Origin of the sequence: Nostocoides sp. (assembly GCF_037045025.1) — a bacterium.
GTDB lineage: Bacteria > Actinomycetota > Actinomycetes > Actinomycetales > Dermatophilaceae > Nostocoides_A.
The window spans coordinates 125,531-150,250 of the sequence record NZ_JBAOHM010000005.1 but is presented as its reverse complement, the minus strand read 5'-3'; the positions used below and the strand labels follow the sequence as shown (position 1 = coordinate 150,250).

Genomic DNA, 24,720 nt, shown 5'->3' with positions numbered 1-24,720 from the left:
GGCGGCGGTCGGAAGTTCGGCGGTGGTCATGACGTGTCTCGCAACCTCGCCGGATCCCGCTCGGGAACGTGGTCGACCCCTCCCGGAGCCCACGGATGGCAGCGCGCGAGGCGACGTGCCGCCAGCCAGCCGCCGCGCACCAGGCCGAAGCGTCGCAACGCGGTCACGGCATACGCGGAACAGGATGGGTAGTAGCGGCAACTCGGCGGCGTCAGCGGAGAGATCAGCAGCTGATAGGCGCGGATCAATCCCACCAACGGCTGAGCAAGCAGCTGACCGAGAGTCATTGCGGGCATCCGCTGGGCGCCAGTCGATCCCATGCCCGGTCCAGAGCGGCGCCCAGGTCGCCACTGCTCGCCGTGGCCGCGGCCGGTGTGGCCCGCACGACGACATCGACCCCGGTCCCGAGCCGCTCCAGGCGTGCGCTGCACAGCTGCCGCAGTCGCCGCTTGACGCGATTGCGCACGACCGCGTTGCCGACGGACGTGGATACGACGAAACCCACTCGACTCGGGGCGTCCCCGCGGTCGGGCGGACACAGGGTGTGCACGACGAGCAAGCGAGACCCGTGACGGCGGGCGCCGGGGCCGCGCACGACCGCGGCGAATTGGGATGGGGTCCGCAGCCGATGGGTGGCCGGCAGCACGACCGGAGGCGTCAGGCGGACAGCTCGGCGCGGCCCTTGCGGCGCCGGGCAGCGATGATTGCCCGGCCGGCGCGGGTGCTCATCCGGTGGCGGAAACCGTGCGTCTTGGCGCGACGCCGATTGTTGGGCTGGAAGGTGCGCTTGCTCACGTTGGTCCACTTCCGCTAGGTCGCCGGTCACGGTCGGGGCTGTCGACCGCTGCCGGATGCTGGCACAAAAGGATGCCCCTCGGCCGCAATCGGAAACCCACGGCGGGCGCCGTGGGCATGCGAAAACGGCCGATAGGCCGAGACACAACGGTACGGCAGCCAGGTCGAGAGGGTCAAACTGTACTCGTCGGTCGCGGGCAAGCCGCACAGTATGGCGTCCGACACACGGCACATCCGGGCCGACACGCCGAGCGAGTCGAAATCGATGCTCGATCGGGGTTTAATTGGCCGTCCAGCGCGCGGCTATCCGGGGCTGTCGCCGTGTTAGCGTCGGCGCCTCGGGAGTGGCCTGGCAGATTTCCCACAGCCTGTGGACAGCGCTGTGGACAGTGGCGACCCAGCGCGACGGCGGGGAGGAGGAAAGGGCCAGGGTGAGCGAGCGTCAACTCGATCGTGCCGCCATCTGGGCCGATGTTCTCGTTCGGCTCGATGCGGATGGCATCTCGGCCCAGCACCGTGCCTTCCTCGTCGGCGCCCAGCTGAAGGGTCTCCTCGACGGAACCGCGCTCATCGCCGTCCCGAGCGACTTCGCCAAAACCATGCTCGAGCAGCGAATCCGCGTTCCTGTCGAGCAGGCGCTCGCGGCGCAGCTGGAGCATCCGGTCAACCTCGCTGTCACTGTCGATCCCAGCCTGGACGTTGAGGACGCCCTCACCGAGGTCGAGCCGTATGCCGCTGAGCCCTCTCCCTTTGCCGCCCGGACACCCGCCACCTTGTTCGACGACTTGGACAGCGGCCAGCTCGACCAGCCCCGAGGCACCCGAGCGAGCGCGAGCAGCCGCCCCGACAGCCAACCCGAGAAGGTCGATGTCACCCGGCTCAACCCCAAGTACGTCTTCGACACCTTCGTCATCGGAGCGAGCAACCGGTTTGCCCACGCGGCCGCCGTTGCGGTCGCCGAAGCGCCCGCCAAGGCCTACAACCCGCTGTTCATCTATGGCGAGTCCGGTTTGGGCAAGACCCACCTGCTGCACGCCATCGGTCACTACGCCCGCAGCCTCTACCCGCACGTCAAAGTGCGCTATGTCAACTCCGAAGAGTTCACCAACGACTTCATCAACAGCATCCGCGACGACCGCGCCGCCAACTTCCAGCGCCGCTATCGCGAAGTCGACGTGTTGTTGATTGACGACATTCAGTTCCTGTCGGGCAAGGTGCAGACCCAAGAGGAGTTCTTCCACACGTTCAACACGTTGCACAACGCCAACAAGCAGGTCGTCATCACCAGCGATGTCCATCCCAAACAGCTGAGTGCCTTCGAGGAGCGGATGGTCTCGCGCTTCGAGTGGGGTCTGCTCACTGACGTCCAGCCCCCCGACCTCGAGACCCGGATGGCCATCCTCGGCAAGAAGGCGCTGCAGGAGCGGCTCAGTGTGCCGGCCGACGTTCTCGAATACATCGCCAGCAGGATCTCCACCAATATCCGCGAGCTCGAGGGCGCCCTGATCCGGGTGACGGCCTTCGCCAACCTCAATCGTCAGCCGGTGGACCTCTCCCTCACCCAGATCGTCCTGCGCGATCTGATGCCGGTCGAGAGTGCCAACCACATCTCCGCAGCGACGATCATCGCTCAGACCGCGGCCTACTTCGGATTGACCATCGAAGACCTGCAGGGAGCCAGCCGCTCTCGGGTTCTGGTAACAGCGCGCCAGATCGCGATGTATCTATGCCGCGAGTTGACCGATCTGTCGCTACCCAAGATCGGGCAGCAGTTCGGCGGACGTGACCACACCACGGTCATGCACGCCGACAAGAAGATCCGACAGCTGATGGCCGAACGGCGCGCGATCTACAACCAGGTCACCGAGCTGACCAACCGGATCAAACAGCAATCCGGCTGAGCCGAGCAACGCTCGTCCACAGGCCTGTCCACAGTCCGTGTATAGCGCGTAATCCGGTTGTGACCTGGCAGACGCACCGGCGACACCGCGCCCATCAATGCTCCCGGGCCGAGTCGCGCGCCGTTGTCCACATACTGGGGATAATCCTGGGGACAAGAAGCTCGATACTCCGCGCGCGCACCCGGACGTGGCAGAGCACCCTGTGGATAACCGATCCGTGGGTGGGATCTCCCGGTGTATAACCGGCAGGAGTTGTCCACCGCCGCTGCTGCACCTTGGGGATCTCGCCTCGTCGTCCACACCCCGGCGGGGTCGCCGGGATCTTCCTCCCCACCTGCCAACCACCGGCACGATGCGCGCTGACCTGCATCTCTGGGGGTTATCCACAGATTGCACACCCCCGATGACTCCGATGAGACCTCTTCGCAGATCAGGCTCGACCCGATCATGCCTGGGGACAACAGAGCCGTCTCGTTGCTCGGCTTCCCAGGGCGCACGCCGACGGCTACGCTCGGCAATCCGCCGCGCGCTCGCGGTAGGTTGTCCTTCCGGTGCGGGCCCATCGAGCCTGCGCATGTGTCAGCCAGAGGTGGTCTGCCGTGAAGTTCCGCATGGACCGTGATGTCCTCGCCGACGCCGTGACCTGGGTCGCGCGAGGCCTGCCGGTTCGTCCAGCTGTGCCTGTGCTGGCCGGCGTGCTGCTCGAGGCGGGAACGGATGGAACCGTGACCCTGTCGGCCTTCGACTACGAGGTCTCTGCGCGGGTGACAGTGCCAGCCGATGTCACCGAGGCGGGAACGGCCCTGGTCCTCGGCCGCCTGCTGTCCGACATCTCCCGGTCGTTGCCGGCAGAGAAGCCGGTGGACGTCGCGACCGACGGCAACAAGGTGGCAGTGACGTGCGGCTCGTCGCGGTTTGCGCTGCTGCAAATGCCCGCCTCCGACTACCCCACCTTGCCGACCCAGCCGACTCCGAGCGGCACCATCGACGGGCAGACGTTTGCCCAGGCCGTCACTCAGGTGGCGATTGCTGCCGACCGGGGCGACACCCTTCCGATCCTGACCGGCGTGCGGGTCGAGATCGAGGGCGAGAAAGTCACCTTCTTGGCTACGGACCGTTATCGGCTCGCGATGCGCGAGTTCACCTGGTCCCCCAGTGAGCCGGACGCCTCCCATGTCGCGCTGATCCCGGCCCGCACTCTGGCGGAAACAGCGCGGGCCCTCGGACAAGGCGGATCGGTTGCCGTGGCGCTCGGTCAAGCCGCCGGCGGCGACGGCCTCGTCGGGTTTGAGGCCGGTCAGCGCCATAGCACCTCCCGGTTGCTCGACGGGGAATACCCCAAGGTAGCCAAGATCTTCCCGACCTCCTCCGAGACCGAGGCGGTCGTCAAGACGAGCGAGCTGGTCGAGGCGGTCAAACGCGTGGCTCTGGTCGCCGAGCGAAACACCCCGATCCGGCTGCGATTCGCCGACGGTCAGGTCGCCATCGAGGCCGGCACCGGGGAGGACGCCCAGGCGTCGGAGGCCGTCGAGGCGAGCGTCGAGGGGCCCGCCCTGGAGATTGCTTTCAACCCGGCCTTCCTGCTGGACGGACTGGGCGCACTGCATATGCCGTATGCCCGGTTATCGTTCACCCAGCCGCTCAAGCCGGCCATGCTCACCGGACAGGCCGAGGTGGATGGTTCGCCCGAGGTGAACTATCGCTATGTGCTGCAGCCGGTGCGACTGACGTCTTAGAGTGGCTCGCGCAGGTGACCCCACCCGACAGCGGAGAAGGAGAACGGCATGAAGATCGGTTTGATCGGGCTCGGCAAGATGGGTGGCAACATGCGCGAGCGCATCCGTCGCGCTGGGCATGAGGTTGTCGGGTTCGACTTCAATCCCGAGGTGACCGACGTCCCCACGTTGGGAGACCTGGTGCAGGCGCTCGACGCTCCTCGTGTCGTGTGGGTCATGGTGCCGCACGGTGAGCCCACCTCCTCGACCGTGCGGCAGCTCTCCGATCTCCTTCAGCCCGGTGATCTCGTGATCGATGGCGGCAACAGCCGGTTCACCGAAGACTTCGTCAACGATGCCTTGCTGGCAGAGAAGGGCATCGCCTATCTCGACTGCGGGGTCTCCGGCGGGATCTGGGGTCTGGAGAATGGCTACGGCCTGATGGTGGGCGGCCGCGAGGAGCACGTCGAGCTGGCGATGCCGATCTTTGATGCCCTCCGCCCGGAGGGTCCTCGCGACGAGGGCTTCGTTCACGCCGGTGACATCGGCGCCGGCCATTACACCAAGATGGTGCACAACGGCATCGAGTACGGCCTGATGCATGCCTACGCCGAGGGCTATGAGCTGCTCGAGAAGAAGGACATCGTCAAGAACGTTCCGGGCGCCTTCAAAGCCTGGTCGCGAGGGACCGTGGTGCGGTCCTGGCTGCTGGACCTCATGGTCAAGGCGCTGGAGGAAAACCCGTCGCTCGATGACGTCTCCGACTACACGGTCGATTCGGGTGAAGGTCGGTGGACGGTCGAGGAGGCGATCGCCAACTCGGTGCCGATGCCGGTGATCTCCGCGTCGCTGTTTGCCCGATTCGCCTCGCGCCAATTGACCTCGCCGACGATGCAGGCCGTGGCTGCCTTGCGCGGCCAGTTCGGCGGACACCAAGTGATGACGATCGCCGAAGGCCAACGGTTGCGCGACGAGGCCGCTGCCGGCCCCACGAGCGCTCCCGAGGTCAAGGAGCACGCCGGCGAGCTGCCGCCGCAAAGCGCCCCCGAGGCGGCCGCCAAGGGCGCCGAGGCGGCGTCGGCCGGTCCCTCCTGCGGCGGCGGCAGCACGGACTGACGGGCGGCGCCCAAGGGGACAGAGGACGTCGTGCTGGTCCGGCACCTGAGCCTGGTCGATTTCCGCAGCTATCCGCGGGCCGAGGTGGCCTTGGGACCGGGGGTCGTGACCCTCGTCGGAGCCAACGGGCAGGGAAAGACCAATCTCGTCGAGGCGGTCGGCTACCTGGCGGCGCTGGCCAGCCACCGGGTAGCGACCGACGCGCCGCTGGTGCGCTTTGGGGCCTCGCAGGCCATCGTCCGCGGGTTGATCGAGCGCGACCACCGCCAGACCCTGCTCGAGCTGGAGATCAACCCGGGCAAGGCCAACCGGGCACGCTTGGGGCGGGCAGCGCTGCCGCGCCCACGCGAAGCCCTCGGCACGGTTCGCTCGGTGCTTTTTGCCCCCGAGGATCTCGCACTCGTCAAGGGCGACCCGGCGGCGCGGCGCCGATTCGTCGACGACCTGCTCGTGCAGCGGCAGCCGCGATGGTCCGCGGTGCGCGCGGACTATGAACGGATCGTCAAGCAGCGCAACGCGTTATTGAAGTCGGCGGCGCCGGTCTTGCGGCGAGGGCGGGCGCGGGCGGCAGACCCGGACGCGCGGGCGGCGGCGCTGCATACCCTGGATGTCTGGGATGACCACCTTGCCCAGGTCGGGTCGCAACTTCTTTATGCCCGGCTGCGGCTGCTGCGCGACCTGCGGGGCCATTTCGGGCGCGCCTACGAGCAGGTGAGCGACGGCGCGGGGGAGGCGCAAGCGACCTACCGCTCCTCATTGCTGGAACAGGCGGCGGCGGCGATCGCCGGCGGCGACGTGCCCGAGATCGACAGCTTGCGCGGTGTCTTTACCGAGAGCGTGGCCGCCGCGCGCACGGACGAGATCGAGCGCGGGGTCTCACTGGTTGGGCCCCACCGCGACGACGTGCTGTTGCGCTTGGGGGAGATGCCCGCCAAGGGCTACGCGAGCCACGGCGAGTCCTGGTCACTGGCCCTGGGGCTCAAGCTCGCGGCATACGAGCTGCTGCGGCACGACCTCGGGGAGGATCCGGTCCTCGTCCTCGATGACGTCTTCGCGGAGCTGGACTCCGGGCGCCGTCGGCGCTTGGCGACCCTCATTGGTGACTGTCAGCAGGTCCTCATCACCGCCGCCGTCGAGGACGACATCCCGGATGTGCTGCACGGTGACCGGCTCGTCGTGACGAGCGGCAGTGTGGCGGCCGGGGAGTTGGCTCCCACCTCACCATGAATTCGGCAGGGGACTCACCGGCCGAGCCGGATGCGGCGGCGCAGGCGTTGTCGCGGGCCCGGGCGGCGGCCGCGGCCAAGGGGTTGCGCCCCGGCGTTCGGGCGTCGGCGCCGCCACGGACACCACGTCGCTCCGCTGAGCGAGATGGCCGCGATCCGACGACGCTCGGCGATGCCGTCAGCCGCCTGGTCGCCGATCGTGGGTGGGAGCTCGACCTCGAGGTCGGTGCGGTGATGGGTCGGTGGCCGCAGATCGTGGGGCCGGAGATCGCCGCCCACTGCGCTCCGGTCGGCTACGAATCCGGGGCGTTGACGATCAAGGCCGACTCGACGGCGTGGGCCACGCAATTGCAGCTGTTGCGCAGCCAGCTGCTCGCCCGAATCGCCGCCGAGACCGGCCCGGACACGGTGACCGATGTGCGCATCGCCGGACCGGCCGCGCCCACGTGGAAGCACGGGCGACGCGGAGTGTCCGATGCCCGCGGGCCACGGGACACCTACGGGTAGTGGTCACCAGACACCTACGGGGAGCGGTCGTTGCGGCGCGCACCCGGGCCGCGATAGTGCGGCAAGCTGTCGAGATCGGCCGGAACGCCGCCCTCGCGGAAGGTGTCGAGCACCGTCACGACCTCGGGTGGCCACGGGGCGGCGACGTCACCGCGGCGCAACACCACCGTGGTCGTCGCCAGCGCAATGCAGCTGCCGAACTGCCATGCGGCCGCCTCCTCCACCAGGGAGGAGGTGCCGACATGAGCCGTTCGGCAGCGCAGATGGATCGGTTCACCGATCCCTGACTCGGCGAGATAATCGATGGTTATCTGCGCGACGAGGAGGACATAGGGATCGGGCAACTCGAACAACCGGTGCAGGTTCATCCGGTCATGCCGCAGCACGCGGACGTGTTCGAAGAAGCGGCCGTAGGCGACGTTGTTGAGGTGGCCGTTGGGATCGATGTCGTTGTAGAGAACCGGCAGGTCCAAGCCGGGTGGGGGATAACTCTGCGGGTCGAGCCGTTCATCGGGGAATCGCCCCATAACCGGGTCACCTCCGTGACGTGTGTGGAGGTCCATGCCACCAGAGTCTCGAGCCGGTTGCCAACCGTGCCGGCAAACCAGTTGGTGGCGCGAACGTGCGGTTGTCGGTGGTCTGGCTGAGACTGTGTCTATGACGCGACACACTCACCCCGCTGACCCAGACCTCGGCGACCCAGACCTCGGCGACCCAGACCGCGCCCACTCGGATCACGGGGATGGCCGGCAGGCCGCTCGATGCCACATCGTGCCGCCATTCATCCTGGAGCGGCTGAGCGAGTCCAGTGACGCCGAGATCGCCGCGCTTGCTCGACACGCCTTGCAGGTCGACCAGCATCGCCGGTCGGCTCGTGGCGCGGCTGATGGGGCACCGGCCAGACCACGCGTGCCGGCAAGCACCATCGAGGGCGGTCCCAGCCGGCTGATCTGCGATGCTCACAACACCGAGGAGTTGCCCGGAGACCAGGTCCGCGCCGAGGGCGGCGAGGTCACTGGAGATGTCGCAGCGGACGAGGCCTATGCCGGTCTCGGTGACACCTGGACGCTCTATGCCGAGGCGTTCGAGCGCAACTCCTTGGATGGCAAGGGGCTGCCACTGCGCGCCACGGTCCATTTCGGGAACGGCTACGACAATGCCTTCTGGGATGGCACTCAAATGGTTTTCGGCGATGGTGACGGCAAGGTCTTCGGCCGATTCACCGCCAGCCTCGACGTCATCGGTCATGAGCTGGCCCATGGGGTGACCGAGCACACGGCCGGGTTGCGCTACCAGGACCAGCCCGGGGCTCTCAACGAGTCCATGTCCGACGTCTTCGGTTCGCTCGTCAAGCAGCACAAGCTCGGCCACGACGCCGCCGCCGCGGACTGGCTGATCGGTGCGGAGCTGTTGATCGGCGAGCTGGCCGGGCAAGCGTTGCGGTCGATGAAGGAGCCGGGCACCGCCTACGACAACCCGATCCTTGGCAAGGACCCCCAACCGGGACACATGGACGACTACGTCGAGACCGACGACGACCACGGCGGGGTGCATATCAACTCGGGCATCCCCAACAAGGCCTTCTATCTGCTTGCGACGACGCTCGGCGGGCCCGCCTGGGCAGATCCCGGCCGGATTTGGTATGCCGCGCTCACCGGCAAGGACATCGCCGCCGACTGCGATTTCGTCACCTTCGCCGGCCTGACGCAAGCGGCGGCGGCCACGCTCTTCGGCGAGGACTCGGCACAGTTGCGGGCGGTGACCGACGCATGGACGGCGGTTGGGGTGTTGGGAGCGGCGGACGGGGCGGCTGCCCCGGTCGTGGTCGCCGCCGATGACATTCCTGGCGACGACCCTCCCGCCGACGACACCTCTGCCGAGGAGCCCGGCCACCACGAGCCCAGTCCCGATGATTACGACAGCGAGGGCCGCGACGTCCCGGCCAATGCCGTCGTCGAGGTCAAGCGCACCGGCGGCTTCGCCGGCATCACCGTGCAGCGCACCGTGGCGCTGCACGAGTTGTCACATCACGACGCGAGCGTCTGGCGAGCGGTGCTGGGCCGGCAAACGCTGCAGTCGCTTGGCGGCCAAGACCTCACCCATCCCGACAGCTACTGCTATGGCGTCTCCTGCGCGCAGCCGGAGCTAGATGTGCGCATCCCTGAGCAGCATCTGCCGGACGACCTCAAGGGCCTCTTCGAGCGGACCCTGCGTGAGGGCTGACCGGCATGGCGCCCGCTCGGGTCGCGGGTTAGCGTTAGCCCGCTCGCCCGCCCCGATGCCGGCGACGCAGGCAACGCCCCTGACGACGGCGCCGTGGGGGCCGCGGGTCGAGCCCGGGCCGGAGGCCGAAGGTCAGCCAGCCGGGTAGCCGTAGCGCCTGCGGCCACGCCAGGTCAGGAGGTTGACCAGCTTGCGGTCGCGCGAGGACATGTCCTCCCGCCACCGCTCATCGGCGCGCACGCGGGTGGGACCGCTTTGCATCCGGCTGGGGTTGCCCCAGACGCTGTGGTCCTTGCCCAGGTCCACGGTCTCGCCGTCGATGAACGACAGCCCGTGGGCGCCCGGGTCGACATCGAGGAAGCGCAGGATCTTCTCGGTCACATCGCGGGGAGAGGCGACGAAATCCTCATACTTGACGGTGACCGTGGGGACACCGCGCCGGCGCAGCAACTCGAAGCCCTCGTTGAAGGCCTCGCCGCGAATTGCGCTGCGCCATACCGGCATCCGCAGCATTTGTTGCTGGGAGTCGGCGCGGGTTTGGCGTTTGGCCCACGAATAGCTCACCCCGTGGCTGGCGCGCACGAGATGGATCACCCGCACGTCGACCCCCGGGCTGCCCGCCAGGAGCAGCGCCCGGGACGGGTGCTTGGAGTTGTCGACGAGCACCTGCGCATCGGCGACCCGCAGCATGGCGGCGAAGAGCCGCCGGTTGATCGTCCGGTAGACCTCGACCTTGTCGGCGAAAGCCGGTCGCAGAGTGGGGCGCAGCAGCAACGGGAACTGCTTGAGGAATTCGACTTGGGTCCGCAGTCGGGCAATCGCGGCGGCATCGATATTGGCCCAGCCGCCGAAGGCTAATTCGCCGACCTGCTGCCAATACGGGCACTGGGAGAACGGCACCCCGCATCCGCATGGGGTGTCACGCAACACGCTTTGATGCCACAAGTTGGTCAGCTCACCAGCCGCGATGACACCCGGGGCACGGTCAAGGGTGCGTGAGACGAGCGTGCTGCCGCTTCGGCCGATGCCGCCGAGATAGGCGACCCGGATGGGCGCGCCATCGTCGGATAGGTCGGTGCCGCTCGTGCCGATGAGGTCACTCAGCTGCACTGGGGTCGCACGTTGGGAAGTCACCGCCACATCATGCCGGATCGTGGCAGACACCACCTTGGCAGCCACCACCGCGGCTCCCCGCCTGAGTGTCGCGGGCCGCTCAGCGCAGGACCGGCCCCGATGCCACCTCGGCGTCAATCAGCCGTTGATGCAAGATCGGCGCGACCGCGTCGACGAACGTCCGGGTCAGGTGGGAGCCGGCCCGGTAGAGCGCGATCCGGTTCAACACAGCGGGGCACTGGGTGGCGGTTGGGCAGATGATGTCGTTCATCGAGATCAGCCGCGCATCCGGGACCGCCGCGGCCACCTGGCGCAGCCCAGGCGTTCCCGATCCGTCGTTCTTGCGAACGGCGCAATCGAGCCAGTAGTCACTCGCCGCCGCCAGGCAGGCCGGCACGGACTCGCGGCCCGGTTGGATGGTGTCTTCGACCACGACTGCACGGGTGCCCGCACTCTTGTGCAGCTGGGTCAACTGGTCGGTCTCGGAGGCGACCACCGGATCGGAGCGCGCAATGTGGGAGACGAAGACCAGCCGTGGCCGGTCCTGATCGCGCAGCCGGGCAAAGACCTTGCCGGCGAAGCTCGCGCAGCTATCGGTGACTCCTTCGGTGGCGAAGGCGCACGAGCTGCGCGAATAGAACAGCAGCTCCCAGTTCTCAACGGCGGCGATGCGCTGCAACGCCGGCATCCATTGCCCGATCTTGGAGTCCCCGACGATCGCCACCAGTGTGCCGCCGGAGACGCCGTAGTGACACGTCCCGGGTGCTGGGGGGGTGGTGGCGACGGCGAGAAATCGGCAGCCGTCGTCGTAGTAGTCCGGATCGTCGGTGAAGGTGGCCGGCCCGACCGGATGATAGGGACCGGTGCGGGTGACTGATTCGGGCAGGTCGGCGTCGGGGTTGCCCGGACTTGCCGTCGCGCGGTCGGCAGATGTGCTGGATGCGGCTGAGAATCCGGGATCGGGTGGGCCCGGTTCGGGGCCGGAGCAACCCAGGGCCAGCAGCACCGGGACGAGGGCGATCACTGCCCGCAAGCTGCCGGAACGGTGTCGGCCCGGGCGGCTCACGACGCCGATGCGGGCGGAGCCTCGAGGGTCATGCGCCGATACTTGTGCGCGGCCAGGAGGAAGTCCTTGACGTCCGCGAGCGGAGCGGTCCACGAGCCGCCAGTGCGCAGCCGCACCGAGGCGGTGCGCTCCTCGAGCTCGCGCCCGCCGACGACGATGGTCACCGGGACCTTGCGCATCGAGTGGGTGCGAATCTTGGCCTGCATCCGCGCATCCGAGACGTCGGCCGCGGCGCGCAAGCCCGCGGCATACAACTCGTCGGCGACGGCCTGAGCACCCGCATCGAAGGTGTCCGTCACCGGGACGACGACGATCTGCTCCGGAGCCAGCCAGAAGGGGAAGGCGCCGGCATAGTGCTCGGTCAAGAAGGCGACGAAGCGCTCGTGGCTGCCCAGCGGCGCGCGGTGGATGACGACCGGGGTCTTCTCGCTGCCATCCGGCGCCTTGTAGGTCAGGCCGAACTGGCGCGGGGTGAACAGGTCGACCTGGTTGGTCGAGGCGGCGAACTCTCGGCCGGTGACCGACCTGATGATGAAGTCGATTTTGGGCCCGTAGTGCGCAGCGCCGCCGACGTCGAGGACGAACGGGATGCCGGACTTCTCCATCGCGCCGCGGGTGATCGCCTCGGCCGTGGTCCACATCTCGTCGTCGTCGTGGTACTTGTCGGTGTTGTTCGGGTCGCGGACGGCGAGCACCATGTGGAAGTCGGTGATGCCGAGACCCTGGTAATACATCTCGTGCATCCGCATGACCTCGAGGAATTGCTCCTCGGCCTGCTCCTGCGTGCAATAGATGTGGGCGTCGTTCTGGGTGAAGCCGCGTGTGCGCATCAGGCCCTGGAGCTGGCCGGACTTCTCGAAGCGGTAGACGGTGCCATATTCGCCGAGCTTGTAGGGCAGGTCCCGATAGGACTTCGGCCGGGCCTTGTAGACCATGTGGTGGTGCGGGCAGTTCATCGGCCGCAGGTAGTAGACCTCGTCCTCAATGGAGATCGGGGCATACATGTCCTCGGTGTAATAAGGCAGGTGGCCAGAGAGGTAGTAGAGGTCCTCCTTGGCCAGCTGCGGGGTGACCACCCGCTTGTAGCCCAGCGAGCGCTCGGTCTCGCGGGCCCAGGTCTCCAGCTCGTCACGAACGATGGTGCCATTGGGCAGCCACAGCGGCAGGCCCTTACCGATGTGCTCATCGAAGGTGAACAGGTCGAGCTGCTCGCCGAGCTTGCGGTGGTCGCGCTTAAGCCGCTCCTCCCGCTCGGTGAGGTAGGCCTTCAGCGCCTTCCGGTCGAGGAAGGCGGTGCCATAGATCCGTTGCAGCTGTTGGCGTTTCTCATCCCCGCGCCAGTATGCCGCGGCGGCGTGGGTCAGGGTGAAGACGCCGAGGTACTTGGTGTCCAGGACGTGCGGGCCGCGGCACAGGTCGGTCCACTTGCGCTCGCCGTCATACGACAGGTTGTCGTAGTAGGAGAGGGCATCATCTCCGTATGGGTCGCCCGCGAACCGCCACGGGACCGGGTGGGTCTCGATGAGCTCCTGCTTCAGCGGCTCGTCGGCGGCCTCGGCCTCGGCGGCGCCGACGCTCGCGAGAACGCGACGGCGGAAGAGCTGTCCCTCGCCGACGATCCGGCGCATCTCCTCCTCCAGCGCGACGAGATCCTCGGGGGTGAAGCCGCCGTCGGTGAGGAAGTCGTAGTAGAAGCCCTCGGCAGTGGGCGGGCCGATGCCGAGGCGGGCGGAGGGGAAGAGGTTCTGGACCGCCTGGGCCATGATGTGCGTGGTTGAGTGGCGGATGATCGCCAGGCCCGCAGGGGAGTCGCGCGAGATTAGCTCGACCTCGACGTCGGCATCCGGGACCCAGGTCAGGTCGCGCTCGACGCCGTCGTCGGTCTTGACGGCGATCACTCCGGTCGGCCCGTTCAGGAGGATGTCCTGCGCCGTCAACGTGTCGACCACTGCGGCTGCTGCGGGCAGGGTCAAGCGGCGCTGGGCGGCGGACATGACGAGATTTCCCTTTCGATGGGGGCGGCGACGCGGATCGGTGCTCAAGTCTACGGGGCGGGGCCGGCGCGCCGCGCCGCCGCCGCGGAGGTGGTTGGGTTTTCAACTAATGTCGGCCGTCCGTTGTGCCAGGCGACGGGTGTGACACTAGGAAAACGCGCAGGTCAGCGCCTTGGGGATGGGCCGACCTCAACCACACCCAGGGAGGATCGCATGATTCGCACCATCACCGTATCCGCAGTGGCGGCAGGCCTCGCCGCCGGCGTGGCCGTTGCCGCCCCGGCGCAAGCAACCATGTCAGAATCAACACCGCCCGGCGACCACTGCGTCGGCAATGTCGACGGTCGCCTCCTCGGCTGCTACGCCACCGAGGCCGAGGCTGATCGCGCGATGAGCGGGGCGCGCTGGATCCCGCTCGTGAAGTTCTATGCCCGCACCGGATACGCGGGCAAGACGCTGCGACTGGGCGGCGCCAAGGCGTGCACCGTGACCCTGAACGACGTCAACTACGCCCATCCCAACCTCGGGGTGTTCGGGTGGAACAACCGGGCGAGTTCCTTTGTCACGCGCAACCACTGCGACATGGTCGGCTATGACGGGAAGTCCTACCGGGGCGACCACTTCAAGCGGTGGGTTGATCACGACATCAGGCTGGTTCGCTGGAACAACGACATCAGCTCGTTCGCGCTCAGCTGACCTAGCCCACCACCGGTGCTCGGTTGTCCGCGGCCGATAACCGGCTGACCTGCCCGATCGAGGCGAGGTTCGGGATCTACCCGGCATACCTGGCGTGCTCATGGCGTTGCCGTGGGCACTGCCGGGTGTGCTCGTTTCGGCGAGCGGGCTGCGGTGGTCGGATCCACCGCGTCGGATCTCGACCACGGGCCCGAAGTCCGGTCGGGTGCCGGACCTCGATTCGGTGCCCGTCTTGGACGGAGGCGGGCCCGACGGGGGTCGGCCCCGGCCGGGCGCTTCGGCCCGTGGCTACCGCGAGACGGGAAAGCCCGGCAGGTGACCCTGCCGGGCTTTCGTGTTCGTCCAGGGTCAGGCAGCGAGCTTGACCCGCGTGCGTAGACGCGCGTCGAGCCGGTCGGCCAGGTTGGCGATCGAGACCAGGCCGACGATGTCGGCCGCGTGCAGCACCGTGGGCAAGGTGGCATCGGTCCACTGCGGGAGCGCGCGCACCACCTGGCGGCGCCCGGCGTCGGTCACCACACCCTCGGCCGTGACGAAATCTGCCAGCGCGACATCGCCGCGCACGAAGCTGATCAGGTCATCGAACGGCAACAGGACATCGGTCTCTCGCTCGATGCGGAAGAGGATCTCGACGATATCGAGGCTGACCGCGCCGAGGTCGTCGATCAGCGCCGCGTGCGGCGTGACGACCTCATCCGGCAAATGCAACACCTCGGCCACACACCGTCGCACGATCGAGAACGCCTCGGTCACCCGCGCGGGAGCTGGCCCCGCGTGTCGGTGAACGGGAGTGGCCGTAGGCCAGACCGCCCCGCGCGTCGGCGTCGGCCGACCAACCGCTCGCCCGGCGGCTGGCGCCGGCGTGACGCTGGAACCGTTCTCCTCGGCCATCATCGGGCCGAGGATGCGTCGCAGCCGGCGTAGGCATCGGGTTCGGGTGGGGCCCACCGAACTCGGCGCCATGCCGAGGCGCTCACCGATCTCGGCATACGAGAGCGGGGGATCCATCAGAACGAGGGTGAGCAGCTCGCGGTTTTGCGGAGACATCTGCTGCATTGCCTCGGCGACCATGCGGACATCGTCATTGCGCAAGGTGGCGTGCACCGGGTCCGAGCTGGAATCGGCAACCGGCACCGCCCCATCGAGCGGCGCGGCCATGGGCACCGCACGGCGGTCGCGGGTGATGGTGCGCAGGGCCTCGTTACGGGCAACGGTGGCCAGCCAGTCGGCCAGGCTCTCCGGGTTGCGGATCGAGCCGGTCCGCTGCAAGAGCCGGACCCACGTCGCCTGCACGACATCGTCGCACTCGGCGGTGCTGAGCCGGTGGCGCCGGGCCACGCTGTAGACGAGGCGGCCATAGCGGGCCACGACCTCATCCCAGGCACGAGAGTCGCCGACGTGGCAGCGGGCGAGCAACTCGGTCGTGGTCAGATCCTTCGGCGCGGCGTCGGCCGACGCCGCGGCGGCCAGATTCAGGTCGATCGGTTGAGTGTCGGTGACGAGCATAGGAAGAGTCCTTCGGTGTCGGTCCCGGCCCCTGCATGGGGACGCGATAAGGCGAACTCCGCGCGTTCGGACGAGAACCGACCTGGTGTGGCCGGCGTCGTCGTTCCCCGCGTTCGGAAGAACTCAAGGCCTTGAGTCGAGGTGGTCGTGGTGACCGCCACGCACCATGGTGGGTTGGCCCGACCCGGGGCACAATGCCTCCGCTATGGCTGCAACCGGCCTGTCCGGATGCGGACATCACCGGCGTTTCCGGCGCCTTCGCCGGGCGCCCCGTGGCCACATGCGGACGCGGTGACCGGCTTCGGATTCCGGACTCCCCAGATCCTTCCCGACCGGTAACCTTCGACTTAAGGAGAAGGTGATGGAGGAGCGAGCCCGCGCAACGCCTGAGTCGGGACCCGACCCGACGGGGTTGGGTCCCGACTCGCGTGCGCTCTATGCCGCGCTCCTCGAACTCGGTGGCGACGCTGCGACGGTGCGCACGCAGGCCGCGGCCGGCATTGACGTGGACGCGGCGCTGGCCGTCTTGTCTCGGCTGCGGCTGATCCACCGGGTCGCCGGCGCCGATCACTACGAGGCGGTCAGCCCGAGCGAGGCGGCCGAAGAGGTGGTCGGGCCGCAAGAGGCCGCGGCATACGCCGCCCTGCGGGAATCGGCGCAGCTGCGCCGCACGATGCGCGACCTCGGCCCGCTGTATCGGGCGGCGTCCCGCGGCACGGAGGTGGCCTCGTCCTCGGAGATCCTCCGCAGCGGGCAAGAGGTCAACGACCGGCTCCAAGAGCTGCTTCCCGGCGTGCGCCGGGCCGTCTCCTCGGCGCACCCGACGATGGCCCCTCCCGAGGTGCTGGAAGGTTCCCTCGAATCCGACGGCGAATTGCTCTCCCGCGGGATCGAGTATCGGCAGCTGTTCACCCACACCGCTCGTCGCTACCACTTGTCGATGACCTATCTGCGGACCATGCAGCGCCTGGGTGCCGAGGTCCGCACGGCCGCCCTGATTCCGAGCCGGATGATCCTCATCGACGATCAGTACGCCCTCTTGCCGGTCAGTTCCGGCGATGCGGTGGCGGCGATCGTCCGGGATCCCCCCGTCATCGGCTATCTGCATGAGTTCTTCACCTTCCTCTGGGAACGCGGCCAGCCGCTGACCGGCGAGGAGGAGAGCGAGGATCGAGTCCCACAGGAAGTCGAGGTCGCGATCCTGCGCGAACTGGCCGAGGGACGCACGGATGAGGCGATCGCCCGCCGACTGGGCATCTCCTCGCGGACCCTGCGCCGCTACCTGTCCGGGATGTTCGCCAACTTCGGCGTCGATACCCGCTTCCAGCTGGGTATGGCCGCGGTGCGGCAGGGGATCATCAGCGAGAGCGACGGCGACGGCGACTGCTGACTCCCGAGGGTGCGTCGCAGCGGCATACGGGCAATAACCCCCGTGGTCAATGATCCTGCGTCAATGCGGCCCTGCGCTCGCGTCAAATGTGCCCCCACGGTCCGGGAAATGGCATCGTGGAACCCGATCGGGCGGTAGAATTGAGGCGACCGCCGCCGGTGTCAGCCCGGCGGCTTCCTCTCGAATCCGCCGAAGGAGACCCCTTGGCCGAAGAGCCAGACGTCAATCCTGCGTCCCCGGAGCCCGATTCGGCCGATCCCGCGTATGACGCGAGCGCGATCACCGTCCTGGAGGGCCTCGAAGCCGTCCGCAAGCGCCCGGGGATGTATATCGGCTCGACCGGCGAGCGCGGCCTGCATCACCTGGTCTGGGAGATCGTCGACAACGCGGTCGATGAGGCCCTGGCCGGCTATGCCGACACCATCGACGTGACGTTGATGGCCGACGGGTCGGTGCGGGTCAAGGACAACGGGCGCGGCATACCGACCGATATCCACCCCACCGAGGGGGTCAGCGCGGTCGAGCTCGTGCTCACCCAGCTGCACGCCGGCGGCAAATTCGGCGGCGGCGGCTACAAGGTGTCCGGCGGTCTGCACGGGGTGGGGTCCTCGGTCGTCAACGCGCTGTCCACGCGGCTCGACGTGTGCGTGCGGCAAAAGGGCCACGCCCACCGGATGAGCTTCGACCACGGCGTCCCAACCGGGCCGCTGACCCAGATGGAGGAGACAGCGGCCACCGGCACGACGATCACCTTCTGGGCCAATCCGGACATCTTCGACACGGTCGAATACGACTGGGAGACCCTCCGGGCGCGGCTGCAGCAGTACGCCTTCCTCAACAAGGGCCTGGCGATCACGCTCATCGATGAGCGCGTCCCCGACGAGGCCAGCGAGGACGTCGACCTCGACAACCTGGCCGACGACGTCGAGGACGTGGTCGACGCCGAGGCCCAGGCGCTGGGTCAGACCAAGACCACCAAGGCCAAAAAGATCACCTACCGCTACGACGGGGGCCTGGTCGACTACGTTGGCCACCTCGTCGGCTCCAAAAAGGCCGAGCCGGTCAACGCCGACGTCATCTCGATCGAGGTCGAGGACGCCACCCGCGGGATGACGCTCGAGTTGGCCATGCAGTGGACCAATGCCTACAGCGAGTCGGTCCACACCTACGCCAACACGATCAACACCCACGAGGGCGGCACCCACGAGGAGGGGTTCCGGGCGGCGCTGACCAAGCTGATCAACGAGTTCGCCAAGCGCCAGAACCTGCTCAAGGACAAGGACGAAAACCTCACCGGAGACGACGTCCGCGAGGGCCTGACGGCGGTCATCTCGGTCAAACTCGCCGAGCCGCAGTTCGAGGGACAGACCAAGACCAAGCTCGGCAACTCCGAGGTCAAGGGCTTCGTCCAGGGCGCGATGACCAGCGAGTTCGGCGATTGGCTGGAGCGCAATCCCAACACCGGCCGCGACATCGTCCGCAAGGCGATCCAGGCCGCCGCGGCCCGCGTGGCCGCCCGGCGTGCCCGGGAGGCCACCCGCAAACGCGTCCTGGAGTCCGGGGGTCTGCCCGGCAAGCTGCGCGACTGCCAGGCCAAGGACCCGGCGATCTCCGAGGTCTTCATCGTCGAAGGCGACTCCGCCGGCGGCTCCGCCGTGCGCGGCCGCAATCCCTACAACCAGGCGATCTTGCCGATCCGCGGCAAGATCCTCAACGTTGAGAAGGCCCGCCTCGACAAGATCCTCGCCAACCAGGAGGTGCAGGCGCTGATCTCGGCGTTCGGCACCGGCGTCGGCGAGGACTTCGACATCGAGCGCGCCCGGTATCACAAGATCGTGCTCATGGCCGACGCCGACGTCGACGGCATGCACATCCGCACCCTGCTGCTGACCCTGCTCTTCCGGTTCATGCAGCCGCTGATCGAAGCCGGCTATGTCTACCTCGCCCAGCCCCCGCTGTACCGGCTGCGCTGGAGCAACGCCGAGCACCAGTTCGCCTACACCGACCGCGAGCGCGACGGGCTGGTCGCCGACGGCCAGGCCAAGGGCTGGCGGCTGCCCAAGGACAACCCGATCCAGCGCTACAAGGGTCTCGGCGAGATGGACTATTCCGAGCTGTGGGAGACGACGATGGATCCCGCGCACCGCACCCTGCTGCAGGTCACGCTGCAGAACGCCGCGGCCGCCGACGAGATCTTCTCGATCCTCATGGGGGAGGACGTCGACTCTCGGCGCAGCTTCATCCAGCGCAACGCGCGTGATGTGCGGTTCTTGGACATTTGAGCCGTATGCCGCCTCGCACCTTGCGCTTCGCGCCGCCCATTGCGGCGGCCGAGATCCATCCGCGCTTCGCGCGCTGCGCGCACTTCTCGCTTCCCGCCAGACCCAGCCACGGTCGCCGCACCGGCCGCCGCTTCGCGTGAGTTCATTGACCGTTTCGCTTTCTGTCGCAAGGACATCCCATGACTGAACTTCCGCCCGAGGGCGCCGACGCCATCGAGCCGATCGACCTGAATGCCGAGATGCAGCGCTCGTACATCGAGTATGCGATGTCGGTGATCGTCTCGCGGGCACTGCCGGATGTGCGGGATGGGCTCAAGCCGGTGCACCGACGGGTGCTTTATGCGATGTGGGACGGCGGCTACCGGCCCGATCGCGGGTTCAACAAGTGCTCGCGGGTCGTCGGCGACGTCATGGGCAAATACCACCCGCACGGGGACAGCGCGATCTATGACGCGCTGGTGCGGTTGGTGCAGGACTGGTCGCTGCGCTATCCGCTGGTGTCGGGGCAGGGCAACTTCGGCTCTCCCGGGGACGACCCGGCGGCGGCCGCCCGCTACACCGAGTGCCGGCTGGCGCCGTTGTCGGTCGAGATGGTCCGTGACATCGACCAGGAGACCGTCGACTTCCGGCCCAACTACGACGGCAAGGAGTCCGAGCCGGAGGTGTTGCCGGCCCGGTTCCCGAACCTGTTGGTCAACGGCTCTGCCGGGATCGCCGTTGGCATGGCCACCCAGATCCCGCCGCACAACCTTCGTGAGGTCGCCGACGCGGCGCTGTGGATGCTGGCCAACCCCGAGGCATCCCGGGAGGAGGCGCTCGTCGCGGTGATGGCGCGCATCTCCGGCCCGGACTTCCCGACCGGCGCGCTGATCATGGGCCGCAAGGGAATCGAGGAGGCCTATCGCACCGGCCGCGGCCTGATCTCGATGCGGGCCGTCGTCGAGGTTGCCGAGATTCAAAACCGCACCTGCCTCGTGGTCACCGAGTTGCCCTATCAGGTCAACCCCGACTCGCTCGCCCACAAGATCGCCGAACAGGTCAAGGACGGGCGGCTGCAGGGGATCGCCGACATCCGCGACGAGACCTCCGGGCGCACGGGTCAGCGGCTCGTGATCGTGCTCAAACGGGATGCGATCGCCAAGGTCGTCCTCAACAACCTCTACAAACACACCCCACTGCAGACGACCTTCGGCGCCAACATGCTGGCGCTTGTCGACGGCGTGCCGCGCACCTTGCCGATCGACGCGTTCATCCGGCACTGGGTCGACCACCAGGTCGATGTCATCGTCCGGCGCACGGCATACCGGCTGCGCAAGGCCGAGGAACGCATCCACATCTTGCGTGGACTTCTGAAAGCACTCGACCGGCTGGATGAGGTCATCGCCCTCATCCGGGCCTCGCGCACGGTGGAGGACGCCCGCACCGGGCTGATGGCGATGCTCGAGATCGATGAGGCTCAGGCCGAGGCGATCCTCGAGATGCCGTTGCGGCGCCTGGCCGCCCTGGAGCGGCAAAAGATCATCGAGCAGCACGACGAGATCGAGGCCGAGATCCTCGACTACCAGGACATCCTCGCCAGCCCCGGGCGGCAGCGCACGATCATCAGCGAGGAACTCGGCGAGATCGTCAAGAAGTTCGGCGACGAGCGGCGCACGACGATTGTGCCCTTCGACGGGGACATGCGGATGGAAGACCTCATCCCCGAGGAGGATGTCGTTGTCACGATCACCCGCGGCGGCTATGCCAAACGCACCCGGGTGGCGGAATACCGCTCCCAACGGCGTGGCGGCAAGGGCGTGCGGGGCGCGCAGCTGCGCGGCGAGGACGTCGTCTCGCACTTCTTCACCACGACCTCGCATCACTGGTTGCTGTTCTTCACCAACCTCGGCCGCGTCTACCGGGCCAAGGCCTACGAGCTGCCCGACAGCGCCCGCGACGGCAAGGGCCAGCACGTCGCCAATCTGCTCGCCTTCCAGCCGGAGGAGACGATCGCCGAGGTGCTGGCGATCCGCGACTACGAAGCGGCGCCCTATCTGGTGTTGGCGACCAAGACTGGCCTGGTCAAGAAGACCCGGCTCGCCGAATACGACTCGCCGCGCAGCGGTGGCGTCATCGCCATCAACCTGCGCGAGGACGACGAGTTGGTCGGTGCCGAGCTGGTTGCCAATGTGGATGACCTGCTGCTCGTCTCCCGCAAGGGCCAGTCGGCGCGATTCGCGGCCGACGACACCCAGCTGCGTCCCATGGGCCGGCCCACGTCCGGTGTGACCGGCATGAAATTCCGCCCGGGTGACTGGCTGCTCGCGATGAGCGTCATCCCCGCCGGTAGCGATCCGGACGTGTTCGTGGTCTTCGAGTCCGGGCTAGCCAAACGATCGAAGGCCTCGGAGTGGACGCGCAAGGGACGCGGGATCTATGGCGTCGCGGTCGCGAAGTTCAGCGAGCGCGGCGGCGACCTGGTCGGGGCGCTAACGGTTGCCCCCGACGACGAGGTGCTCGTCGTGATGGAGAAGGGCAACATCGTCCGTTCGCGGGTCGACGAGGTGCGTCTGACCGGGCGCAACACGATGGGCGTCAACTTCGCCGCGCCGCGCGCAGGAGACGCCATCGTGGCCGTGGCCCGCAGCGAAAGCAGCTCCGATCCAGAGGCAGAGGGGGGCGACACCGATGACGGCGGACCGGCGGAGCAAGCGCCGGCTGGCGCCGCTACGAACGGCGCACCGCCCGAGCCCGCTGGGGAATTGGGCGCCGACGGGGTACCGTCTGAGGCGGGCGACCAACCAGCCGGCCCCGAATCACCCGACGACAGCACCGGAGGTGAGCAGTGAGTGTGAGCGAGGTCGACTCGCCGACCGCTCCGACGCGGCCCACGCCCAGCTCAGCCGTCACCGTGACCACGACCGCCGATCCCGCTCCCCGGCCCGGCCCGCGCCGCGTGCGGCTGACGGTCTCGCGCGTCGACCCGTGGTCGGCGATGAAGGTGTCCTTCCTCGTCTCGGTCGGTCTCGGCGTCGCGATCGTCGTCATGATCACCGTGCTGTGGATGCTGCTGTCGGGCATGGGCGTCTATGACCAGATCAACACGATGGTCAACAAGATCATCGGCGACAACGAGACCAAGTTCGACCTGCTCGACTTCGTCGGCTTCGGGCGAGTCGTCTCGTTGTCGGTGGTCATCGGCGTGATCAACGTGCTGCTGCTCACCGCGCTGGCCACCCTCGGCGCCTTCCTCTACAACATCTGCGCCTCGCTCGTCGGCGGCCTGCAGACCACGCTCACCGACGAGTGACCTGCGGCCGCGGGGCGAATCGGTTTTGTGTGGTGCACCGCGGGTGAGGTAGCCTCGTGCGGCGCGCCTCGCGCTGCTGGGGCCTATAGCTCAGACGGTTAGAGCGCTTCCCTGATAAGGAAGAGGTCACAGGTTCAAGTCCTGTTAGGCCCACCAGCATCAACCCGTATGCCGAGCACACCGCTGGGCGTCGGACCACCTCGCCCGGGAGGAAAATCCATGAAGAAGTGGCTGCTCGTTCTCGGTGCCGCGATCGGCGCGAGCATCGTCAAGAAGAACATCGACAAGTCCCAGGCCGACAAGGATCTGTGGGCGGAGGCCACCGGCAAGCCGGCGTCGTCGGCCCAGGACACCTCCAATGTCGCCGCGGTCTCGGGCGGCACGTCCGCCAGCTGAGGTCATGACGCCGGGCGACCGGCGTCTGGGGGCCATGGCGCAATTGGTAGCGCACCTGCTTTGCAAGCAGGGGGTTGCGAGTTCGAGTCTCGTTGGCTCCACCACGTTTTCGCAGGTCACAGCCGTGACTCGACGCGTCGCTAGAGGCGACCTGGCTTCCCCGGGTCCCCGTGGGGGAAGCGTGGGGGAAAGTTCAAGAGCGCAACTCGGCACCCTGGAGCCTCACTCTTGACCCCCGCGAGGCGGCTTCCCTCGATCGCGGCCCGTGCTCTCATCGTCGGCGCGAAGTCGTTGGCTACCTACGTCGCAGCCCAGAATGAGGCAACCGGGCTCCGCCGAACGTGAGGTACCCGAAGACGAGGGCCTGAATTAGCCGGCTGGCGATGCCTGCGCGACCAGGGCACGGCGCCCGGGGGCCGGCACAGGCACCGGCTGCTCGCCCGCCGGAGCTCCGGGGTCGAGCAACGCGGCCAGCAGGGCCAGGCCCCCCAATCCATCGGTGACGACGTGGTGCATGACGATGACCAGGCCTGCTCGCCTCCCGCGCATCCCGGTCAGGAGGACCGCTGCCCAAAGAGGCGCGCTCCAAGGCAACGGGGGACATGACCGCAGCCAGCGCGACGTCATAGAGGTGCTGATCGTGGGCGTCGTCGGGGACCACGACCTCACGGACATGACGACGGATGTCGAAGTCGGGGTCGTCGACCCAGATCGGGCCACCGCAGCCCGGCGGCACTCGCACGAGTTTGCGTCTCAAAAGCGGGACGGATCGTGTCCGCTCCTCCAACACGGCCCTCAAGCGGGCCAGGTCGAGAGACTCGGCGGGCTCGACGAGGAAGAGCAGGACACCGATTTGTTCGGGCACGCCACCGCGGGCACCCATCGCCAGCATGGCGCGATCGGTCGGTGAGATCCACAGGATGGTCACGGCCCTCGTGGCTCCTTTCTGGCCATCGGGCTCAGCCCGGCCGGGGTCGACACGAACGCCGCAGAGGCGCCCTCCTGGCGTCGGTCCGGCCCGGCGAGGGTCCTCAGTCCCGGCGGAGTCGCCACGCGGCAATGACCCAGCCGAGGATGCCGATGCCGCCGAGCGCCACGGGCGCGAGGAAATCCCAGCCACCGGCATCCGCCATGAAGTGCGTGACCAGCACGATCGTCGCGCCCAGCTCGCGCACTTGCTCCCTCAGCCGCCGGGTCACCCGGCGGGCGGATGGTTCCAGCCCCGTCGTTATCTCGCCGAGGAAGACCAGCTCGGCCTGGTGGAGCAGCGCCAGAGCCACAAACAGGCGCTGCCGCCGGCGCCCGGACAGGTTGCCGAACGCGGTGCCCCGCTTGGCCGCCCGTCCCCACTGGCCAAGAGTGGCGGGCGATGTCGACGCGGCAGTCGGCCACCGCAGCGAGAAGGCGTAACGCCTCAGCCGGCCGCAACCGGGAAGGCAACAAGGAGTCCTGCAGCTCGCTGCCGATCCGGCGGCGCAGCAGGTCCACCTCCGTTCATGGATTCA

At 67.9% G+C, this 24,720-nt stretch carries 22 protein-coding genes, 2 tRNA genes and 1 pseudogene; 14 read left to right on the top strand and 11 right to left on the bottom strand.

Features of this window, described 5'->3' with window-relative positions; translation table 11 throughout:
* Positions 1-26: 26 nt before the first annotated feature.
* The 3 genes from yidD to rpmH are packed head-to-tail and all read right to left on the bottom strand — an operon-like array spanning position 27 to position 795.
* Positions 27-287 carry a membrane protein insertion efficiency factor YidD gene (gene yidD / locus V9G19_RS03115; RefSeq protein WP_462284035.1) on the bottom strand — a complete coding sequence of 87 codons (261 nt, stop codon included), beginning with the start codon at positions 285-287 and terminating at the stop codon, positions 27-29.
* Entirely contained in the window at positions 284-646 is a 363-nt protein-coding gene (rnpA, locus tag V9G19_RS03110; protein WP_462284034.1) for a ribonuclease P protein component, read from the bottom strand. Before rnpA ends, yidD begins: the two co-directional genes overlap by 4 nt.
* An 11-nt stretch (positions 647-657) precedes the next feature.
* Positions 658-795: a 50S ribosomal protein L34 gene (gene rpmH / locus V9G19_RS03105; RefSeq protein ID WP_462284033.1), complete on the bottom strand. Its 138-nt coding sequence runs from the start codon at positions 793-795 to the stop codon at positions 658-660.
* A gap of 431 nt (positions 796-1,226) precedes the next feature.
* Between rpmH and dnaA the strand changes: the two genes are divergently transcribed.
* The 5 genes from dnaA to V9G19_RS03080 all read left to right on the top strand — a co-directional run bounded on the left by dnaA (position 1,227) and on the right by V9G19_RS03080 (position 7,260).
* The gene (gene dnaA, locus V9G19_RS03100) at positions 1,227-2,696 is read left to right on the top strand and encodes a chromosomal replication initiator protein DnaA (protein WP_462284032.1); all 1,470 of its coding nucleotides are present in this window, start codon (positions 1,227-1,229) and stop codon (positions 2,694-2,696) included.
* Between the two features lie 599 nt (positions 2,697-3,295).
* Complete coding sequence (gene dnaN / locus V9G19_RS03095) at positions 3,296-4,432, top strand: DNA polymerase III subunit beta (protein WP_462284031.1); 1,137 nt, start codon at positions 3,296-3,298, stop codon at positions 4,430-4,432.
* A gap of 48 nt (positions 4,433-4,480) precedes the next feature.
* Complete coding sequence (gene gnd, locus V9G19_RS03090; protein ID WP_462284030.1) at positions 4,481-5,527, top strand: phosphogluconate dehydrogenase (NAD(+)-dependent, decarboxylating); 1,047 nt, start codon at positions 4,481-4,483, stop codon at positions 5,525-5,527.
* Positions 5,528-5,557: 30 nt separating this feature from the next.
* Entirely contained in the window at positions 5,558-6,754 is a 1,197-nt protein-coding gene (gene recF / locus V9G19_RS03085) for a DNA replication/repair protein RecF (protein WP_462284029.1), read from the top strand.
* Positions 6,751-7,260: a DciA family protein gene (locus V9G19_RS03080; RefSeq protein WP_462284028.1), complete on the top strand. Its 510-nt coding sequence runs from the start codon at positions 6,751-6,753 to the stop codon at positions 7,258-7,260. Before recF ends, V9G19_RS03080 begins: the two co-directional genes overlap by 4 nt.
* Positions 7,261-7,274: 14 nt before the next feature.
* Here the strand turns inward: V9G19_RS03080 and V9G19_RS03075 are convergent, their stop codons facing one another.
* Entirely contained in the window at positions 7,275-7,787 is a 513-nt protein-coding gene (locus V9G19_RS03075; RefSeq protein ID WP_462284027.1) for an acyl-CoA thioesterase, read from the bottom strand.
* A gap of 130 nt (positions 7,788-7,917) precedes the next feature.
* Here V9G19_RS03075 and V9G19_RS03070 point away from each other — a divergent pair, with 130 nt between their 5' ends.
* Positions 7,918-9,483: a protealysin inhibitor emfourin gene (locus V9G19_RS03070; RefSeq protein WP_462284026.1), complete on the top strand. Its 1,566-nt coding sequence runs from the start codon at positions 7,918-7,920 to the stop codon at positions 9,481-9,483.
* Positions 9,484-9,615: 132 nt separating this feature from the next.
* On the opposite strand, the gene V9G19_RS03065 is transcribed toward V9G19_RS03070, so the two are convergent.
* From V9G19_RS03065 to thrS, 3 genes are all read right to left on the bottom strand, one after another.
* Positions 9,616-10,617 (bottom strand): hypothetical protein, encoded by a 1,002-nt coding sequence (locus V9G19_RS03065; protein ID WP_462284025.1) that lies wholly within the window; start codon positions 10,615-10,617, stop codon positions 9,616-9,618.
* A gap of 79 nt (positions 10,618-10,696) precedes the next feature.
* Positions 10,697-11,620: an SGNH hydrolase domain-containing protein gene (locus V9G19_RS03060; RefSeq protein WP_462284024.1), complete on the bottom strand. Its 924-nt coding sequence runs from the start codon at positions 11,618-11,620 to the stop codon at positions 10,697-10,699.
* A gap of 38 nt (positions 11,621-11,658) precedes the next feature.
* Positions 11,659-13,656 carry a threonine--tRNA ligase gene (gene thrS, locus V9G19_RS03055; RefSeq protein WP_462284023.1) on the bottom strand — a complete coding sequence of 666 codons (1,998 nt, stop codon included), beginning with the start codon at positions 13,654-13,656 and terminating at the stop codon, positions 11,659-11,661.
* A 213-nt stretch (positions 13,657-13,869) separates the two neighbouring features.
* Between thrS and V9G19_RS03050 the strand changes: the two genes are divergently transcribed.
* On the top strand, positions 13,870-14,352 hold the full coding sequence (locus V9G19_RS03050) for a hypothetical protein (RefSeq protein ID WP_462284022.1): 483 nt from the start codon (positions 13,870-13,872) through the stop codon (positions 14,350-14,352).
* 348 nt (positions 14,353-14,700) lie between these two features.
* Here the strand turns inward: V9G19_RS03050 and V9G19_RS03045 are convergent, their stop codons facing one another.
* On the bottom strand, positions 14,701-15,858 hold the full coding sequence (locus V9G19_RS03045) for a sigma-70 family RNA polymerase sigma factor (RefSeq protein WP_462284021.1): 1,158 nt from the start codon (positions 15,856-15,858) through the stop codon (positions 14,701-14,703).
* Positions 15,859-16,219: 361 nt separating this feature from the next.
* On the opposite strand from V9G19_RS03045, the gene V9G19_RS03040 reads away from it, so the two are divergent.
* The 7 genes from V9G19_RS03040 to V9G19_RS03010 all read left to right on the top strand — a co-directional run bounded on the left by V9G19_RS03040 (position 16,220) and on the right by V9G19_RS03010 (position 23,319).
* Complete coding sequence (locus tag V9G19_RS03040; RefSeq protein WP_462284020.1) at positions 16,220-17,248, top strand: helix-turn-helix transcriptional regulator; 1,029 nt, start codon at positions 16,220-16,222, stop codon at positions 17,246-17,248.
* 203 nt (positions 17,249-17,451) lie between these two features.
* On the top strand, positions 17,452-19,530 hold the full coding sequence (gyrB, locus tag V9G19_RS03035; protein ID WP_462284019.1) for a DNA topoisomerase (ATP-hydrolyzing) subunit B: 2,079 nt from the start codon (positions 17,452-17,454) through the stop codon (positions 19,528-19,530).
* A 179-nt stretch (positions 19,531-19,709) separates the two neighbouring features.
* Positions 19,710-22,358, top strand: a complete 2,649-nt coding sequence (gene gyrA / locus V9G19_RS03030; RefSeq protein ID WP_462284018.1) for a DNA gyrase subunit A — start codon at positions 19,710-19,712, stop codon at positions 22,356-22,358.
* A gap of 2 nt (positions 22,359-22,360) precedes the next feature.
* On the top strand, positions 22,361-22,819 hold the full coding sequence (locus tag V9G19_RS03025; RefSeq protein ID WP_462284017.1) for a DUF3566 domain-containing protein: 459 nt from the start codon (positions 22,361-22,363) through the stop codon (positions 22,817-22,819).
* A gap of 79 nt (positions 22,820-22,898) precedes the next feature.
* Positions 22,899-22,975 (top strand) — tRNA-Ile (locus tag V9G19_RS03020).
* Between the two features lie 63 nt (positions 22,976-23,038).
* Entirely contained in the window at positions 23,039-23,215 is a 177-nt protein-coding gene (locus tag V9G19_RS03015; protein ID WP_462284016.1) for a DLW-39 family protein, read from the top strand.
* 28 nt (positions 23,216-23,243) lie between these two features.
* A tRNA-Ala gene (locus V9G19_RS03010) sits at positions 23,244-23,319 on the top strand.
* 265 nt (positions 23,320-23,584) lie between these two features.
* Here V9G19_RS03010 and V9G19_RS03005 read toward each other — a convergent pair.
* The 3 genes and pseudogenes from V9G19_RS03005 to V9G19_RS02995 all read right to left on the bottom strand — a co-directional run bounded on the left by V9G19_RS03005 (position 23,585) and on the right by V9G19_RS02995 (position 24,495).
* Positions 23,585-23,842, bottom strand: coding sequence for a wax ester/triacylglycerol synthase domain-containing protein (locus V9G19_RS03005; protein ID WP_462284015.1), 258 nt, complete (start codon positions 23,840-23,842; stop codon positions 23,585-23,587).
* A 52-nt stretch (positions 23,843-23,894) separates the two neighbouring features.
* Positions 23,895-24,098 (bottom strand): annotated as a pseudogene (locus V9G19_RS03000) (wax ester/triacylglycerol synthase domain-containing protein); the annotation flags it as partial.
* 148 nt (positions 24,099-24,246) lie between these two features.
* Entirely contained in the window at positions 24,247-24,495 is a 249-nt protein-coding gene (locus tag V9G19_RS02995; RefSeq protein ID WP_462284014.1) for a hypothetical protein, read from the bottom strand.
* Positions 24,496-24,720 lie beyond the last annotated feature (225 nt).